Below are 18336 nucleotides of genomic sequence, written 5' to 3' on the forward strand. Positions count from 1 at the left end.
GACGATGAGCGGCGCCGGCCGGGAACGCGCAGCCCTCCACGCGGAGCAGTCGCGCCCGGACGCGTACCAGGTCGTCGACGCGATCTGGCTGACCGCGATGATCAATGGTGAGAGCGGCCCACCGGACGAGACGCGGTGGCCGGACAAGCGCCCGGCGTCCGGCGACGCCGGCCCGGCGTCCGGTCGCCCGGCCGGCGCCGCGGCCACGGCGCCGCCGCTCCCGCCCGCGCCGAGCCCGCACGATCCCGGAGCCGGCTCGGCCGAGGGGCTGAGCCGCCACCCGGCCGAGATTCCCGGCTCGGCCGAAAGCGTCCTGCGCGGCGCGCTGCCCGCGGGGCGCCGCATCGCGCGTGCCCTCAATCCGCTCAAGCGGCGGGTGCGCTCGCACACCGAGACGGAACTCGACGAGGACGTCACCGCCGAATGGGCGGCCGACACCGGCGTGTGGTTGCCGCGCTACCGGTCGGCCCAGGAAAGATGGCTCGGGCTCACGCTGATCATCGACGCCGGCCCGTCGATGACCGTCTGGCGGCCCACCCTGACGGCGTTGCGGTTCACGTTCGAACGGCACAGTGCCTTCCGAGCCGTACGGACGTTCCTGCTGTCGGCCGATGACAGCGGAGCCCCCCGCCTGCACACGCCGAGCGGTGGCGCGCACAGCCCGGCCGAGCTGCTCGACCCGTCCGGGCGGCAGATCTACCTCGTGATCACCGACGGCCTCGGCGCCGTGTGGCGGCACCCCGCGCTCGAGGCCCTGGTGCGACGCTGGAGCAGCGGCGGACCGCTCGCCGTGGTCAACCCGTTCCCGCAGCGCCACTGGCGGGCCGGCAACCTCGTTCCGCGGCTGTGCCGGTTGCGGTCCCCGCGCCCGGCCGCCCCGACGGCCGAACTGCTGGTCCGCTATCCGGGCGAACTGACCAACCTGTTCGACCCGCCGGTGCCTCCGGGATCGCTCGCGGTGCCGCTGCTCGAACTCAGCCCGCGCTGGCTGCGCTGGTGGACCCGGCTGCTGACCGGGACGCCGGCCTGGGTCGACGCCACCGTGCACGTGGTTGACCCGGGCACGCCGCCCGACCCGCCCGACCCCGGTGACGAGCCCGAGCCCGAGGCCGCGGTGCTCGGCTTCCGGCGGACCTCACCCGGGGCCTTCCGGCTGGCCACCCTGCTGGCCGCGGCGCCGCTCGAACTGCCGCTGCTGCACCGGCTCCAGCGCGTCCTGCTGCCCGGATCCGAGACCCATCACCTGGCCGAGATGCTGAACAGCCCGCTCGTCCGGCCGGCCGGCGACGGCGCCACCTTCGAGTTCGCCGACGGGGTGCGACCGGCGCTGCTCGCCTGCGCCAACCGGGACGACTCGGCCCGGGTCCTGCGCACACTCGCGGTCCACCGGCCGGGCCCGGACCGGACCGGGACGCGGCTGGCCCAGGTGATCGAGGCGCCGGACAAAGCGCCCGCGCCGAGCGTCACCGACGACACCGTCGCCCTGTACCGCATCGAACTCGTGGTGCTCGACGCGCTGTCCGGCCCGTACGCCGCACGGGCCCGGCGGCTGCGCGAGGCGATCAACGCTTATGACAGGCGGACCGGAACGCCTGCCGAAGATCTGACAACCGAGGACCGTGCCTTTCCCAGCACGGACGTGGCGGAAGGCGGTGATCCCGTGCCCGCAACACCGGAACCGGAGCGCCCTCGTGCTCTGGCGGACGAACCCCCGTTCCCGATGCACGACGATTTCGGACTGATGAGCAGCCTGCTGCCGGACGAGCGGCCGCTCTCGCTGCAGGAGATCGTCGAGGGGCAGAGCCCCGACCAGGCCCCGGAGGTGTGGGGGAACGTGCCACCCCGCAACCCGGTGTTCACCGGCCGGCGCGCGCTGCTCGAACAGCTCGAGACCCGCTTGCGGACCCAGAACGTGGCCGCCGTGCTGCCCCAGGCCCTGCACGGCGAGGGTGGCGTCGGCAAGTCCCAGATCGCCATCGAGTACGCCTACCGCCACCGCAACGAGTACGACGTCATCTGGTGGGTGCCCTCGGAACGCCCGGCCCAGATCCTGGCCTCACTGATCGAACTGGGCAACCGGCTCGACCTGGACGTGGGCAACGAGGTCATCTCGGCCGTGCCGAAGATCCGGGATGCATTGCGAGCCGGTTCTCCGTACGGAAATTGGCTTCTGGTCTTCGACAACGCGGAGACCCCGGAGACCGTGCGGGGCTACTTCCCCGAGGAGGGCACCGGGAAGGTCCTGATCACCTCGCGCAACCAGGAGTGGAACGAGATCGCCGAATCGCTCGAGGTGGACGTCTTCACCCGGCCCGAGAGCGTCCGGCTGCTCCAGCGGCGCAACCCGAACCTGCCCGAGGACGACGCGGACCGGCTGGCCTCGGCCTTGGGCGACCTGCCGCTGGCCATCGAGCACGCCTCGGCCTGGCTGCACACCACCGGCATGGCTGTCGGCGCCTATCTGCAGTTGATCCGCGAGAAGCAGGACCAGATGGCCGAGCTCGACCTGGCCCCCGGCTACGAGATACCGGTGGCCGCGGCGGCCAACGTCGCCCTGGACCGGCTGACCGTCGAGAACCCGGCGGCGCTGCAGCTGCTGCAGGTCTGCTCGTTCTTCGCGCCCGAGCCGATCAGCCGGGACCTGTTCGAAGGCGTCCGCGGGGCCATGGGGGCGCCGGAACTGGACGAGACACTGAAGAACCCGAGCCGGCTGAACCGGGCCATCCGCGACATCCAGAAGTACGTGCTGGCCCGGATCGACCATCGCAGCAACAGCCTGCAACTGCACCGGCTGGTGCAGAAGGTGCTGCAGGACAGCATCCCGGCCGATCGCCGGGCCCTGATGGAGCACGGCGCGCACATTCTGCTGACCGGCGTCAAACCGGGCGACCCGGCCGACGCCGAGAACTGGCTGCAGTATCAGGCGCTCGCTTCGCACCTCATCGCTTCCCGTGCCTGGGCCTGCGAGGACGACTGGGCCCGCGACGTGATGATCAACCTGGTCGCGTTCTACTACTACTGGGGCGACTACCGCAGCGGCCGCGACCTGGCCGATCAGATCGTTGAGGACTGGCGCACCAGGCTCGGCCCCGACCACCGACAGACCCTGCGCACGTCCAAGTGGCTCGGCTACTACTGGTGGGTGCTGGGCGACTTCGAGGACGCCGCGGCCATCCACCGGGAAAGCCTGGAGATCTACGAGCGCACGGTCGGGCGCGAGGACGAGGGCACCATCGACGCCATGGTTATGTTCGCCATGACGTTGCGGGTCTCCGGCCAGTTCACCGAGGCCCGGGACCTCGACTTCGAGGCGTTCCGGGCGGGGCGGCGCTATCTCGGCGACGACGATCCCTACACCCTGGGGGCGGCGCACAACCTCGGGGTCAGTCTGCGGCTGACCGGCGAGTTCCGGGTGGCGCGGCAGCTCGACGCGGACACCTACCGCCGGCGGATCGCCGTGCTCGGCCACGACCACCCGGAGACGTTGCGGACACTCAACAACCTGACGATCGACGAGCGCGAGTGCGGCGAGTACGTGCGATCCCGGCGCATGGTGGAAGAGAACTACAACCGGTACGCCCGGAAGTTCGGCGTCGGACACCAGGAGACCATCCGGATCGCCCGCAACCTCGCCGTGGCCCGCCGCCGGGCCGGTGACCACGAGGGCGCGTTCAAACTGGCCGAGGACACCATGAACCGGTTCCGCGACCGGTTCGGCCCGACCCAGCCCGACACCATCGCGGCCGCCCTGAACTTCGCCGTCGACCTGCGCGAGTCGGACGACCTGCCGCGGGCGCGGGAACTGGCCGAGCAGACCGCGGCCGACTACCGCGAGACACTCGGCGCGGAGCACCCGTACACGCTGTACGCCCGGACCAACCTGGCCATCGTCCTGCGACTGCTCGGCCGGGCCCAGGAGGCCGAGGTGCACGACCGGGCGGCGTGGGAGGCGCTACGGCTCAAGTTGGGCGACCGGCACATCCTGACCCTCACGTGCGGCATCAACCTCGCCAGCGACCTGGCCGCGCAGGACCGGCACCAGGAGGCGTACGACCTGGACGCGGAGATCCTGGCCCTGTGCCAGGACCTCATCGGCCGGATGCATCCGTCGACGCTGGCCTGCTCGCTGAACCTCGCGTTCGACCTGACTGCGCTCGGCCGTGACCAGGAAGGCACGGCCCTGTTCGACCGGACGATCGGAGACTACATCCAGGTGCTGGGCGCGGAGCACCCGGCGATCGTGGCCGCCCACGCCGGGGAACGGGCCAACTGCGACGTCGACCCGATGCAGTTCTAAGGCAGAACCGTGCCGAGGCGGCGGGCCACCTCGACCGGGGTGACCGCCGTACGGGCCGCCGTCGCGGCATAAACGGCACGCACCAGATCGGGACGCCGGTGCAGGGCCGCCGCGGCGAGCCGGTCGCCCTCGGCCTCGAGGCTCATGGTGAGGCCGACCCAGGCGCGGGCCTCGTCGTCCGAGATGGGCGCCGAATCACCGGGATCAAGACCGTCCAGGGCGCCCGCGAAGGCAGCCAGGGCCGCTCGGCTGTCCTCGGCCAGCAGGGCGTTCTCGCCGGCGGCGACCGGATCGGCCGGCGTGGCGGGCGTCGCCGGCGCTAGCAGTTGGCGGCGGGCCACCGCCGGAATCCGTTGCCGCCAGCGCAGTTCCGGGTGCGGCGCGAGCACCGGCGGGCCCGGGGCCGGCTGTTCGGCCCGGCCGGCGTACGCGGTGATCTCGTTCTCGCTCGGGCGGAAGTGCCGCAGGCGCCAGCCGATCCGGTGACTGTCGGCCGTGAGCTGGGCCAGGCGGTCGACGTGGGAGCCGACGGCCTCCGCCGGTTCGGACTGCCACTGCGTGACCTGGTCGCGCAGACCCTCGACGAGTTCCCGGCCGGCCGGGGTGAGCCCGGTCGCCGACAATCCGATGTGGACGGACTCGGCGGTCTGGCGAAGGGCGTACGCGTACTCGAAGGCGGCGATGCGGCGCTCGTCCCCGTCCACCGTGCGCAGGCGGGTGCGCCAGAACCGGGCGATGCCGAAGAAGGCGTAGATCCCTTGCAGCAGACCGGCCAGCGGTCGCGGGTCGTCGCGCCAGGGGGCGTAGTAGACGGAGCCGTCGTCCTGATCGGTGAGGCGGATCAGGTGGAGCAGCGCGCCCAGCTTGATGTGCTGGTATTCGTGGATGAGGGACACGGCCATCGTTACCGCGTCGGGCGGCTCGGAGACCATGACCGCGCCGAAGGCCTCGCCGTTGGAGGCGCTGCGGGTGTCCCAGCCGGGCAGGTGCTTCAGCGGGACGATGGAGGTCACGCCGTCGGCCATCGCCGCGGCATCGTCCGGGTAGTCACGGCAGAGCAGCCGCCAGGCATCGTCGAGCAGTTGCTGCCAGCGGGCGAAAGCCGTCTCGTCGAGCCGGGCCGGCGCCACCGGGTCGCCCAGGTCGCGCAGTGGATCGACGTCGTCGAGCCACACGGACAGTCGCAGGCCGTCGCCGACATCGACCCGGCGCAGGGCCCACCAGTTGTCGCCGTCGCCGGCCGGTGGCACGACGATCTCGCGGTGACCGTCGTGGAGCGTGATCCGGCCGTCCTCGGTCGAGGCCATGACGGTCGCCGAACCGGCACCGGGGAACCGGGCCAGACCGAACGTGGGGATCATGACGTGGCCGTCGCGCAGCGGCAGCCGGGTCGACCACGTGAGGCCGGCTCGGGCCGCGCCGGCCAGCGCGAGCGCGTGCACCACGCCGAGGTCGACGAAGAGCGGCTGGTTGCTCCGGGCGCCACCGTGCAACCGCCGTAACGCGTAAGCGCAGCCGCTGCCGACGCCGGGATCCATCAAAAGATCCCGGAGGGCGTCGGGGGCTTCCTGCTGGGCTGCGGTGATGATCTCGAGGACGGTCGCGACGGGCGCCAGCGGTTCCAGGTCGTGGGGCCGGTCGGCGAGTTCGTTGAGCAGCGTGCTCACCAGCAGGAGGCGGCGGCTCTCCTCAGTCACGCGGAAGTCCTGCGTGATCTCTGCTGAGCCGTCCCCTCGGGCCAGCACGGCGAAGGACCCGGCGGAGAGCCGGTGGCGGGCGACGGTGCTCATTGTCTGGCGTTTCCTCCGAGGGCGGGGAGTGCGGGGGACGGGGTGTCAGTCGGCGCGCCCTGGCGGCCCCGACCCGATGTTGACCCTGGGGCGCTCGACCTGGCTGATCAGGACGCGACGAAACGGCTCCAGGGCATCCTGGAGCGCCCGCTGACACAGCTGGTCCATGGTGGTGCCGCGGAGATCAGCGAGATCCGTCTCCATTGCCGCTGGAGGCTTGTTCAAGGTTTCCTACCGAATCCCGTTAAAACACGACATAGTGAGCCTCCAACCGTACCGGATTCAGGTTGCGGACATGCTGGGAACACGCCGCTGCGCCCCCTCGTAAAACGGGCAGATTATCGGATGCGTGACGCCGCACAATCCTTCGGACGGTATTCAATTTTTCCGATCGCGGCCCTTTTTGGGCGCCGCCTGTCGTGACGACGCCGTTGCGAGCCCGGGCATGACCGGTTCGGGCGGCAGCGGGCGGCGGCCCCGACGCAAAGGTTCAAGCCGTATGGCCGCCGTCGCAGGGGATAGTCTAGTGACAACTGGGCATGAAGCAAATTGTGTTGTCGGGTAACCGTCTCAGAGGAGGCGGCGGATGTCGCCGTACGTGCGGTAGAAGCCGCCGCGCGTGGCCTCGCGGATGCCGGTCACCACGTAGCGGCTGCCGCGCTCGCGGATGCCTTTGGGGAACTGGACCTGCCAGTCCTGGTGGTAGCCGGACGAGACCACGCGGATGCGTAGGCGGCCGCCCTCTTCGACGCACTCGACGACCACGCCGTCGGCCACGTCGTGCACGACCTCGACCGTCGTGGACGGGATCACGGCGGCCATGCGGGGCGGGGCCTTCACGTCGACCGGCTGGGGGATCGTGCCCGCCACGGCGGCCTGGACGGCCGACTCGCTGGCGTCGATGCAGGACAGCGAGCCGTCGGTGGTGACGATGTAGAGGCGCTCGTCGTGGTACTGCATCGAGTAGGCCGAGCCGCACCCGGTGGACAACTTCCACAACCGGGTGCCCGAACTGTCGAAGCAATAGATCGACGAGCTGCTGTCACCGGCGAAGACGTAGCGGCCGCCCTCGGCCGTGGCGCACGAGAAGACCGGGGCGTCGCACTCGTACGTCCGCCGGTGGACGCCGTTCTTGCCGAGCTGGACCACCTGGCGCCGCCCGGTGCCCGCGTACAGGGAATCGCCCTCTTGCCAGCCGAAGAGCACGTTGCTGGTCCTGGTGTTCCACAGCTCTTGCCCGGTGCGCCAGTCGTAGCTGGTGACGCCGTTGGAGTGCCCGTGGTGCACGGCCCGGGTGTCGCAGCGGACCATCCACGCGCTGGAGCCGTGGCCCGGGCGGCGCCAGAGGAACTCGTCCTCGTGGTCGATGGCCGCGATGCCGCCGCCGGAGTCGGAGACGCCGAGCACGCCGTCGTGGATGTCGACCCAGTAGATGTCGATGTCGGGGGCGATGCGGTAGGCCAGGCGCGGCACCTTGCCCGAGAGGTCGTAGACGTTGCCGTCGTCGCAGCCCGCGTAGATCCAGTCGTCATCGGCGACCAGGCACTTGACGCCGTCGGGCAGGCGGAACTGCTGGAGCACCTCGGCCCCGTGGCTCAGCGTGGTGATCAGGCCGCTCTCGTTGCCGACCATGCACACGTCGTCGTCGACGAAGATGCCGAAGGCGGGGCTGCCCGACTTGTAGCGCCACAGCATGGGCGCGCGGGTGGTGGCCGTGGAGCGGGTGCTGACGATCTGGCGGCGCGAGACGGACCGCCGCTCGCGCACGCCCTGGACGGCGGGCGCGTAGCCCTTGCGGACCTTTTCGCCGATCTTCTTGGCCGCCTCGGCCGCGGCCTTGTCGGTCGTGGTGAACGAGGACTGCTTGACCTGGCCGCGGTCGCCGATGCGTCCATAACGGATCGTCAGGTCGGTGCCGTCGACCGTCACCTCGTAGAACTTGTGGGCGCTGCCGGAGTCTTCGGAGAGCTCGAGGTACGTCGTGTCGGCCGGCATCCCGGGCCACCTTTCGCTTCGGGGCGAGTTGATGGCGCAGAAGGTAGCGGAGCCCTACGACAATTTTCACGGCGGCCGGTTGACAGTGGATGGGAGCGGTCCCAAACTGCATAGACCAATCTCTATGTGAACGCTAACAGAGGATCGCTCATGTCCCGACCACGATGGATCGCCGCCCTGGCCGTCTCCGTGCTGGCCACGACCGGTGCGCTCGTCGGATTCACCCGGGCCGAGGCGGCGACGGTCAACACCTCCGCCTGGTACGTGCTGGTCAACCGCAACAGCGGCAAGGCGATGGACGTCTACAACCTCGCCACCAACGCGGGCGCGGGCATCGCCCAGTTCACCCGCAACGACGGCAACTGGCAGCAGTGGCAGTTCGCCGACGCGGGCAGCGGCTACTACAAAATCAAGAGCCGGCACAGCGGACTGGTGCTCGAGCTGCCCAATGCCAACGACGGCACCCAGTTGATCCAGAACACCGACAACGGCAGCACTCGCCAGCAGTTCACGCTCAAGGATTCGGCCGGCGGATACGTCCGCCTGCTCAACCGGCACAGCGGCAAGGCCTTGGACGTCTGGGAGTGGTCCACGGCCGACGGCGGAATCGTGTCGCAGTTCGCGGATGCCGACGGCGCCAATCAGCAATGGCAGATGGTGCAGGTCGGCAGCGGGGGCGGAACCGGCAGCGGCTGCGGTTCGGGCACGTTCCAGTCGGAGGTGACCGTCAGCGGCAGCACGTGGACGGCTCGCAATGCCTCCGGCGCCAGCGTTTACAGCGGGACGGACTTCCGCGCGGCCGTGCAGGCCGGCATCGGCAGCCTCACTTCCGGTCGTACGTCAATTCAGCGAGTCGTCGTGCGGGGCAACGGATCCATCGGCGCCGGCGCCCGGATCTCCCTCGCGTCGTACACCTCGTTGTCGGTGTGCGGAACCATCAACGTGACCGGATCGGGCAGCGGAGACTACGCGCCCATTTACGCGCGCGGCGTCAGCAACATCGAGGTGCCCTATCTGAACGTCACCGGCGGGCCGATCTACGGCATCTTCATGCGCAATGTCAGCAACGTGTGGCTCGGTCAGATCGACATGCGGCTCAGCGGCGGCCTCGGTGTGCGCATCGACAACCGCGGCAACACCGCGGAATGGACCCGGAACGTCAAAATCGACAACGTGTACGTCTCCGGGGCGTCGTCCCACGCGGTCGAGACGTACGGGGTGGACGGCATCACCATCGGCACGGTGACCGCCCGCAACGTCGGCGAATCGGGTCTGCTGCTCAACCAGACCATCAACGCCACAGTCGGCACCGTCGACGCGGAAAATGCCGGTTCCGGTACGGGCTACGCGGCCTTCAGGATGGCCAACCGCAACGGCCGGATCGGCGACTCGTACTCGAACAACATCCGCGTCGGAACGGTGAAGGCCCGGGGCGGCGGCCGCGGCATCTTCTGCGTCTCGGAGAGCGGCGGCGCCACCATCGACCGCGTCGACATCGCCAACACTGGCAACAATTCCGTCCTCGTCGAGAACTGCTACAACGTCGTGATCGCCGGCGTCTCGGGCACGATCAGCGGCGGGGGAGAGGTCCGCATCGCCGCCCGCAGCGAGTTCCCGCCCTCGTCGGGCATCCGTTTCCAGAACCTGTCGGTCTCCAACACCAACATCACGTGGAGTCCGTGCCAGGGCAGCAACAACACCATCAGCAACGTGACCCGCACCAATTCGACCCTGACTTGGTGTTGACCGGGTCCATCCGGGGAACGTGCCCGGCATGAGCCGATTGTTCAGAGCACTCGGGCAGGCGGCCCTCGGCGGTGTGCTTCTCACCGCGGGGGCCGGCCACCTGACCACCCAGCGCCAGGAATTCCAGGCCCAGGTCCCGTCCTGGTTCCCGGCCGACCCCGACAAGGTCGTGGTCGTCTCCGGTTTCGCCGAACTGGCGCTGGGCGCGGCCCTGCTGGCCACCTGGCGGCAGCCGGCCCGTTCTCTGCTGGGCAAGGCTGCTGCTGCTTTCTTCGTGGGCGTCTTTCCGGGCAACATCGCCCAATTCGTCGAGCGCAAGGACGGCTTCGGCCTCGACACGGACACCAAACGCGCAGTACGCCTGCTCGGCCAGCCGGTTCTGGTCGCCTGGGCCCTGTCGGCCACGCGTAGGGGCTGAATATGCCAACCCTGAGCGTGGACCCAACCGCGGGCTGAGCGAGCGCGAAGTCCTCCCGACAAAGGGGGAGGACCCAAATGTTCCGCAAACCTGTAGTGGCGGCGGCCGGTGCCGCGGTGATCGCGGTGGCGCTCGCCGGGCTCGGGCCCGCGTCGTCGGTGGCCTCGAGCCACCGGGAGGCGCCGCTCATCGCCAGTGATCCGGCCGCGGACAACACCGACGTGTACGCGTTCGTCAGTCCCGAACGGCCCGGCTACGTCACGATGATCGCCAACTGGATCCCGTTCGAGGAGCCGGACGGCGGGCCGAACTTCTACCCGTTCGCCACCGACGCCGCGTACCGCATCAATGTGGACAGCGACGGCGACGCCAAGCCCGACGCCGTGTTCCGCTGGACGTTCAAGAACGTCGACCAGCGCGGCAACAACACGTTCCTCTACAACAACGGCCCGGTCACCTCGCTCGACGACGAGAACCTGCTGTTCAAGCAGACCTACACGCTCGAGTCGTCGTTCGACGGCCAGCCGTTCAAGACCCGGGTCCAGGACGCCCCGGTGGCGCCGTCCCGGATCGGCGCGGCCTCGATGCCGGACTACCAGAAGCTGCGCGACCAGTCCACGATCCAGCTCGACGGCGGCTGGAAGCTGTTCGCCGGTCAGGCCGACGACCCGTTCTTCCTCGATCTGCGGGTCTTCGACCTGCTGTACGGCGGGGATCTGAGCGAGACGGGCCAGGACACCCTGGCCGGCTACAACGTGAACAGCATCGCCATCCAGGTCCCGTTCAAGGACGTGGCCCTCGGGGGCGACGCCGGACGCAACCCGAACATCGGCATCTGGAGCACGACCGAGCGCAGCCGCTCTCGGGTCTCCGACGGACCCGGCCGGGGCGACCGGGTGCAGGTCTCTCGGCTCGGCAACCCGCTGGTCAACGAGGTCGTGGTGCCGGCCGGGCTGAAGGACGCGTTCAACTCGATCTCGCCCGACCAGGACGCCGGGATCCCGGCCGTGGTCAAGAGGGTCACCGATCCGGAGCTGCCGAAGCTGATCGAGAAGATCTACAACGTCAAAGCGCCGGCCCCGCCCCGCAACGACCTGGTCGAGATCTTCCTGACCGGCATCACGACCAAGGCCGGCGGGCCGATCAAGGCCGACCTGAACTCGCAGCTCAACAACAAGGACGTCGACCCGAACCGGTTCCGCCCGTCGGAGATGCTGCGGCTGAACCTGACCGTGCCGGTGACCGCGGATCCCCAGCGGCTCGGCGTGCTTGCCGGTGACCTGCAGGGCTTCCCGAACGGCCGCCGGCTGACCGACGACGCGCTGGACATCGCCGTGCAGGCCGTCGAGGGCGCGGCCCAGAGCGGCAAGCTGGTCGACGCGCTCGCCGCGGGCGACAACGTGGATGCCAACGACAACGCCTTCAGCGAAACCTTCCCGTACGTTGCCCTGCCCAACCAGGGGGCCGTGAACTCGGGCCGCGACAAGGCTTCCGCCACTGCACCCGCGGTAGCCGACCGCACGGAGACACCGGATCTGCAGCCGGCTTCCGCGAACAGCATGCTGCCCAACGGCTCCGCGCTCATCTTCGGAGTCGGCGGCGTGGGCGCGTTGCTCGTCATGCTCACCGTCTGGTGGTTGATGAAACGTCGCCGCCGAACGGCCCCGATCACGTCCAGCAACGATCCGACGATCCGGTTCTGACATGAACCGTCCGGCAAGGGCCGCCCTGACCGTCTCGGTCGCCGCGCTCGCCCTGTTCACTGTCGGCGCTGTGTTCGGGCTGCGCGAGCAGGCGCAGCCCGGACCACGGGCCACGATGGTGACCCGCGTCGACCAGCGGGCCCAGACCATCGAACGGGCCCAGCAACGCCTGCGTACGCTGCCCGGCGACTACCGCACCTGGGCCGAGCTCGGCCTGGCCTACGTCGAGCAGGCCCGCGTCACCGCCGACCCCAGCCGCTACCCGCTGGCCGAGACGGCGCTGCGCCGCTCGCTCGCCGTCCGCGACAATCCCGACGCCCACACCGGCCTCGGCGCCCTGGCCAACGCCCGCCACGACTTCGGCGCGGCCAGGACCTCCGCGCAGCGGGCGCTCAAGACCAACCCCTTCGACGCGTACGCCTACGGTGTGCTCGCCGACGCCGAGACCCAGCTCGGCCACCCGCAGGCGGCGACCGACGCCGTGCAGCACATGTTCGACCTGAGGCCCGGCCTGGCCGCGTACGCCCGGGGTTCGTACGACCTGGAACAGCGCGGCCGCCTCACCGAGGCCGACGACCTGATGCGCCGCGCCGTGGCCGCCGCGACCGACCCGGCCGACCGCGCGTTCTGCCACCACCAGCTGGGTGACCTGGCCTGGTTCCGCGGCGACCTCACCGCGGCGACCGCCGAATACACCGCCGGCCTGGCCGCTGACCCGTCCTACCAGCCACTGCTGCGCGGCCGGGCCCGGATCGCGGCCACCACCGGCCACCTCGAGGCCGCGATCGCCGACGCCGCCACGGTCGCCGCGCGCACCCCCACCCCCGACACCCTTCTCGAGTACGCCGAGTACCTGCGCCTCGCGGGCCGCAGCGCCGACCCCCAACTCACCCTGGCCGAGGCCGCCCACAAAATCTTCGAAGCCAACGGCGGCCGCGACGACCTGACCGCCGCCCAGCTCGCCCTGGCCCGCGGCGACACGTCGAAAGCCGTGATCGCCGCCCAGTCCGAGTGGAAGCGCCGCCCGTTCGCCGAGGTGGCCGACGTCCTGGCCCGATCCCTGCACCGGGCCGGCCGCGACGACGAAGCCCTGCCGTACGCCCGGAAAGCGGTGGCCTTGAGCCCCAACAACGCCGCCTACACGTTCCACCAGGCCCAGATCGCGCTGGCCCTGGGCGACCGGCCCGCGGCGCGCACCCTGCTGACCCGAACCCGCGACCTCAACCCGTACTTCTCACCGACCGACGGCCCGACCGCGGCCGGAGCCCTGACCGAACTGGAGGCCCAGCCGTGAGACGCCTGCTCGTCGTGACCGCGCTCGCCGCCGCCGGTTTCGCCGCCCTACCCGCGGGCCCGGCCGCAGCCCACCCCCTGGGCAACTTCTCGGTCAACCGCTCGGCCACCCTGACCGTCCACCCCGACCGCATCGACGCCCTGGCCGTGGTCGACCTGGCCGAACTACCTACGCTGCAGGACGCCCCGGCCTCCTGCGACGAGGCCGCGGCGGCCCTGACCGTGACGGCCGGCGGCCAGAGCCTGCGCTGGTCGATCCGCGACGCCGCCCTGACGTACGCGGCCGGGGCGGGCGGCCTGAAGACCAGCCGCCTCGAATGCCGCCTCTCCGCCCCGGCGACGGTGAACGAGCCGACACGCGTCGACGTGACCTACCGCTTCCGCGACGACCGCATCGGCTGGCGCGAGCTGGTGGCCACCGCTTCCGGCGTACGCCTGGAGGGTTCCCCGCTCCCGTCCGCGAGCCCGACGAACGCCTTGCGCTCCTACCCCTCGGACCCGCTGACGTCCCCCGCCGACATGCGCTCCGCAACCTTCACCGCCGCCCCCACCACGGACCCCGCCCCCGCACCCGGCCCGGGTTCGGCCGCAGGGGCCGGGCCGGCGATCGATCGTCCGTCCGGCGTGCTGGCGGGCTTCGAACAGAGGCTCGACAACCTGGTCGGCGGCGCCCGTTTGACCCCGCTGGTCGGTGTGCTGGCGGTGCTGCTGTCCCTGCTGCTGGGCGCCGCCCACGCCGCCCTCCCCGGCCACGGCAAGACAGTGATGGCCGCCTACCTGGCCGGAAGCCACGGCCGCCCCCGGGACGCAGTCCTGGTCGGCGCCACGGTGACCTTCACCCACACCGCCGGAGTGATCGCCCTGGGCCTGTTCCTGACCGCGGTGACCGGAGTCGCCGGCGAGTCCGTGCTGAGCTGGCTGGACCTGACCAGCGGCCTTCTGGTCGCCGCCGTCGGCACCGGCGCCCTCATCTCAGCCCTGCGCCGCCGCCCCCGCACCCACGAGAAGCCGACCGGCGAGGAGCCCACCCACGCCCACGATCACACCTCCGCCCACGACCACACGCCGCACGATCACTCCGACGGTCATGATCACGCCCACGGCCATGCGCACGATCTTGCGCATGGGCACCATCACGGGCCCGGTCGGTGGGGGCTCGCGGGGCTGGGTGTTGCCGGTGGGCTCGTCCCCAGTCCGTCGGCGCTGATCGTGCTGCTGGGGGCGGCGGCGCTCGGTCGCACGGTGTTCGGGGTGCTGCTCGTCCTGGCCTACGGCTTGGGTATGGCCGCGACGCTCACGGCGGCAGGCCTGCTGCTCGTGCGGCTGCGCCACCGCATCGAGGGCCGATGGCGTTTCGCCGCCCGCTGGCGAGCCGTCTCGCCCCCGGCCACGGCAGCCCTGATCATCGTCGTCGGCGTGGGGCTGGCCGGCCGCGCGCTGGCCGGCGTGGCCTGAGGCGCCGGACCGGCAACAGCGCAGCGTCGCGATGGCCGCCCGGACCACGGACCGCGCACGAGAACGAGCGGTTGTGGGCGCGGTTCGTGATGAACGCGGCGGATGGGCCGGGTGGGCTACTTGTCTTGGTAGGTGGGGTAGCCCGACCGTTCGACCAGGTTGCCGGTGGCCTTGGTGAAGGCTTCGTAGATGTCGTCGTCGAAGTGGTTCTGCCAGTCGCCGGCCTGGCCCTTGCGGTAGTGGGAGACCTTGGCTGTGCCCTGGCGGTCGTTCATCTTGGCGAAGCTGTATTTTTCCAGCGTCTGCGCCAGTTCGGCCGGGGGCAGGTGGATGCCGCAGTGTTCCAGCAGCTGTTCCATCTCGGCCGCCTGGTTCTCGCCGGTCAGGTCTTCGTAGCGGACCAGCCGCACCTCGGGCGTCGGCGGCGCGTCGATCCACGAGCGCAGCACGTTGAAGCGGCCCTTCTTGGCCAGGTCGTCGATCAGCCACAGCATGCCCTCTTTGCGGGGCTTGTCCATCAGGACCTTGCGCTGTTCGAGCACGTCACCCATGGGGCCGTGGGAGTTGCGGGTGGAGAAGTAGCTGGACACCACCATGTCGCGGGGGTCGCGCATCACGAAGAAGGCGCGGTATTTCTCGGGTTTCGCCATTTTGTCGAACCGGGCCCGCGGGATGAACATCGACAGGCCGATCCGTCCGCGCGGCACGACCTGGGGGTGCTTCCAGCCGTAGAAGCGGGGGTCGTACGTCAGCAGGCCGCTGTGCCGGTAGACGACCGGGTCGCTGAAGACCGCCTTGATCCACTGGCTCGCCGTCTTGCGGATGGCGCAATGGTAGACATTTTGCACCTCAGTGCGCGTGGCGACGGGCACGGTGAGCCGCAGCCGGGCGTTGTACGCCTCGAGCATCGTGCGTCGCGCCAGCACCCGCACCGGTTCGGGTGCGTTCTGCTTGGCGTACATGACAGCGCTGTTGAACATCGTCCGAGCCTGGGTCCTTTGCGTACGTAAAGGCGACGCCTATCAAAATAAGCGCGCAAGATTATGATCTTGCGCGCTTACGTGTGCCCGGACTTTACAACAAATTCGATCAAGTTGGTGAGATCGGGGCCTGGGAGTCTCCTGTGTATCGAGGCCGCCCAGGCCCCGGAGTCAGGCGCGAGCTCGTAGCATGCGGCGCAGCTCGTCGGTGTACTCGAGCACGGTCTGCCGCACCACCGGCACGGCCTCGGCCGCGGCCTTCTCGGCCCGCGACGGGAAGTCCTCGCCGGTGCCGAAGCGGGGCAGCAGCCGGCTCGAGAACACCATGGCCGGGATCATGCCGCCCTTGTCGAAGCTCGGCAGCAGGCTCAGATACTTCTCGCCGTACGGGGCCAGGATCTGATCCTGCCCCGGCCGCCAGAACGCCCGGGCCACCGCGCCCATCGACCCCACGCCCACGGCCCGCTCGACGGCCAGCGTCTGCCAGACCGCGGCCTTCTCGCCGGCGTCCGGCTTGGCCGCCCGCACCTCGAGCGCGCGGAACTCGGCATCCGGGTCGGGATCGTGTTCCAGCAGCTCACGCACCTCGTCGTCGGTGTCGCCACCCAGTTCGGCCGCGCGCACGAGGCACCGCCAGGCGAGATCGTGGTCGTCGCCCGCGGCCGAGCGCAGCGCGGCCAGCGCGTCCAGGTCGGCCGCCGTACGGGCCATGCCCCGCAACGCCACCTGCCGCCGCCCGGGCTGCTCGGCGAGCCGGGCACACGTCGCGAAGACCAGCGCCATCAGCTCGGCCCGGTCGGCGTCACCGGCCCACAACTCGGCCGCGTCGCCGGCCCGGCGCAGATAGGGCTCGATCACCGTGTCCGAGGTCTCGACGGCCAGGACGGAGGTCAGGCAGCGCACCGCCTCGGCCGGGCTCGCCTCGCCGTTGGTCAGCATGTCCCACACCGTGGCCACCGCGACGCCGCGCGACACCGGCGACGGCAGCAGCCCGGCGTCGTTGATCAGCGTCTCGCGGTGGGCGGCCGACGGGCGGGTGGTGGCGAAAGTCAGGTCGTCGTCGTTGACCAGGTAGAGGTCGGCCCCGGCGGGCAGCGTCACCGGCGTCTCGGGCCCCTGCACCTCGACCAGCTCGAGCGCCTCGCGAGTCAGACCCTGAGACCCCTTCGCGTACGCCCCGATCCCTAGCACCTGCGGCCGCGGCGGCCCGGCCGGCCCGGTGCCGCGCAGCACCCCGTCGGCCAGCACCAGACGGTCGACCCCGGCCGTCTCGAGCCAACCGGCCCGCCAGGCGTCGAGGTCGCGCCCGGACGTCTCGGCCAGCGCGTCGATCAGGTCCTGCAGGGTGGTGCTGCCCCAGGCGTGGCGGGCGAAATACCGCTTCATGCCGGCCACGAAGTTCTCTTCACCGACGTACGTCATCAATTGGTGCAGAACCGCGGCGCCCTTGGGATACGTGATCGCGTCGAAGATGGACGCGGCCTCGGCGACGTCGGGCACGGGCTGGCGGATCGGGTGCGACACCGGCCCCTGGTCGGCCAGGTAGGCCGTGAGCTTGTCGGCGGCCAGCAGCCCGACCCAGGCGTCGGTGTAGCGGGTGGCCCGCACGGCCGCCCAGTAGCAGGCGAACTCGGCGAACGCCTCGTTGAGCCACAGGTCGTCCCACCAGCGCATCGTCACGAGGTTGCCGAACCACATGTGCGACATCTCGTGCAGCAGGACGACGGCGAACATCTCTTGCTCGGCCGGGGTCGGCGTGGATCGCTGGAGGAACGAGTCTTCCCAGGTGACGCAGCCCCAGTTCTCCATCGCGCCGCCGAAGTCGGGCATGAACACCTGGTCGTACTTGCGCTGCGGGAACGGCAGCCCGAAGACCTCGCCGAAGAAGGCCAGCCCCTGCTCGGTGACCGTGAACAGCTCGTCGGCGTCGCGGTCGAGCATCGGGGCCAGCGACCGGCGGCAGAACAGCCCGAGGTCGTAGCCGCCGGCCTCGCGCCGCACCTCATGCAGCGGGCCCGCGTTGACCACGGTGTTGTACGTCGCGAGGGCCGGCGTGTCGGGGAAGACCCACCGGCGTACGCCATCGAGGGTCTCGACCACCGGATCGCCGGAGTTGCTGGTCACGGTCCAGGCGGCGGGCGCGGTGACCGTGAACGCGTGCGGCACCTTGAAGTCGGGCTGGTCGAAGCAGGCGAACAGATAGCGGCCCTCGTCGGGCGCGAACGTCGTCCAGACGTAGACCTCGCCGTCGGACGGGTCGACCGACTTGTGCACGCCGGGGCCCTCGGTGGAGTCGGCCTGCACGGACTCGACCCGCAGCACGTTCTCGGCGGCCAGGGACGGGAGCTCGATGCGGCCGTCGACCGGGGGCGCCAGCGGCTCACCGTTGAGCGTGGCCGACACGACCGCGGCCATGCAGTCGGCGAACGTGGACGCCCCGGGCTCGCGACAGGTGAACGTCATGGTCGACACGCAGACCACGCTGGAGCCGGTCGGCAGGTCGGTGAAGTCGATCGAGATGTCGTAGCGCTGCACATCGATCAGCGCGGCTCTTTGCTCGGCCTCGACCTGGGTCAGACTGCTCATGCCGACGATCGTAGGACTTCGTTTACGGATTCGCGCGTGGGTTAAACCGGACAGCGACGTTGATCTACGGAAG

Annotated in this window: 10 protein-coding genes; 6 read left to right on the top strand and 4 right to left on the bottom strand. The window is 70.4% G+C overall.

Annotation, left to right across the window (positions count from 1 at the left end; genetic code table 11):
• Positions 1-4 precede the first annotated feature (4 nt).
• Positions 5-4297 (top strand): FxSxx-COOH system tetratricopeptide repeat protein, encoded by a 4293-nt coding sequence (gene fxsT / locus M1L60_RS14115; protein WP_253237849.1) that lies wholly within the window; start codon positions 5-7, stop codon positions 4295-4297.
• Here the strand turns inward: fxsT and M1L60_RS14120 are convergent.
• A complete protein-coding gene (locus tag M1L60_RS14120; RefSeq protein ID WP_253237850.1) occupies positions 4294-6087 on the bottom strand; it encodes an HEXXH motif domain-containing protein in 1794 nt (597 codons plus the stop codon). The genes fxsT and M1L60_RS14120 overlap by 4 nt on opposite strands.
• Positions 6088-6657: 570 nt before the next feature.
• Positions 6658-8082: a WGR domain-containing protein gene (locus M1L60_RS14125; RefSeq protein WP_253237851.1), complete on the bottom strand. Its 1425-nt coding sequence runs from the start codon at positions 8080-8082 to the stop codon at positions 6658-6660.
• Positions 8083-8232: 150 nt separating this feature from the next.
• Here M1L60_RS14125 and M1L60_RS14130 point away from each other — a divergent pair, with 150 nt between their 5' ends.
• The 5 genes from M1L60_RS14130 to M1L60_RS14150 all read left to right on the top strand — a co-directional run bounded on the left by M1L60_RS14130 (position 8233) and on the right by M1L60_RS14150 (position 14697).
• Complete coding sequence (locus M1L60_RS14130) at positions 8233-9828, top strand: RICIN domain-containing protein (RefSeq protein WP_253237852.1); 1596 nt, start codon at positions 8233-8235, stop codon at positions 9826-9828.
• Between the two features lie 28 nt (positions 9829-9856).
• Complete coding sequence (locus tag M1L60_RS14135; protein ID WP_253237853.1) at positions 9857-10246, top strand: DoxX family protein; 390 nt, start codon at positions 9857-9859, stop codon at positions 10244-10246.
• A 77-nt stretch (positions 10247-10323) separates the two neighbouring features.
• Positions 10324-11949, top strand: coding sequence for a DUF4331 domain-containing protein (locus tag M1L60_RS14140; protein WP_253237854.1), 1626 nt, complete (start codon positions 10324-10326; stop codon positions 11947-11949).
• Position 11950: 1 nt separating this feature from the next.
• Complete coding sequence (locus M1L60_RS14145; protein ID WP_253237855.1) at positions 11951-13243, top strand: tetratricopeptide repeat protein; 1293 nt, start codon at positions 11951-11953, stop codon at positions 13241-13243.
• Positions 13240-14697, top strand: a complete 1458-nt coding sequence (locus M1L60_RS14150) for a nickel/cobalt transporter (protein WP_253237856.1) — start codon at positions 13240-13242, stop codon at positions 14695-14697. Before M1L60_RS14145 ends, M1L60_RS14150 begins: the two co-directional genes overlap by 4 nt.
• A 116-nt stretch (positions 14698-14813) precedes the next feature.
• Here M1L60_RS14150 and M1L60_RS14155 read toward each other — a convergent pair whose 3' ends face one another.
• Both M1L60_RS14155 and pepN read right to left on the bottom strand, forming a co-directional pair.
• Complete coding sequence (locus M1L60_RS14155) at positions 14814-15677, bottom strand: sulfotransferase domain-containing protein (protein WP_253237857.1); 864 nt, start codon at positions 15675-15677, stop codon at positions 14814-14816.
• Positions 15678-15848: 171 nt separating this feature from the next.
• Positions 15849-18263, bottom strand: a complete 2415-nt coding sequence (gene pepN / locus M1L60_RS14160) for an aminopeptidase N (RefSeq protein WP_253237858.1) — start codon at positions 18261-18263, stop codon at positions 15849-15851.
• Between the last annotated feature and the right edge of the window lie 73 nt (positions 18264-18336).

The organism is Paractinoplanes aksuensis (genome assembly GCF_024137025.1).
Lineage (GTDB): Bacteria > Actinomycetota > Actinomycetes > Mycobacteriales > Micromonosporaceae > Actinoplanes > Actinoplanes aksuensis.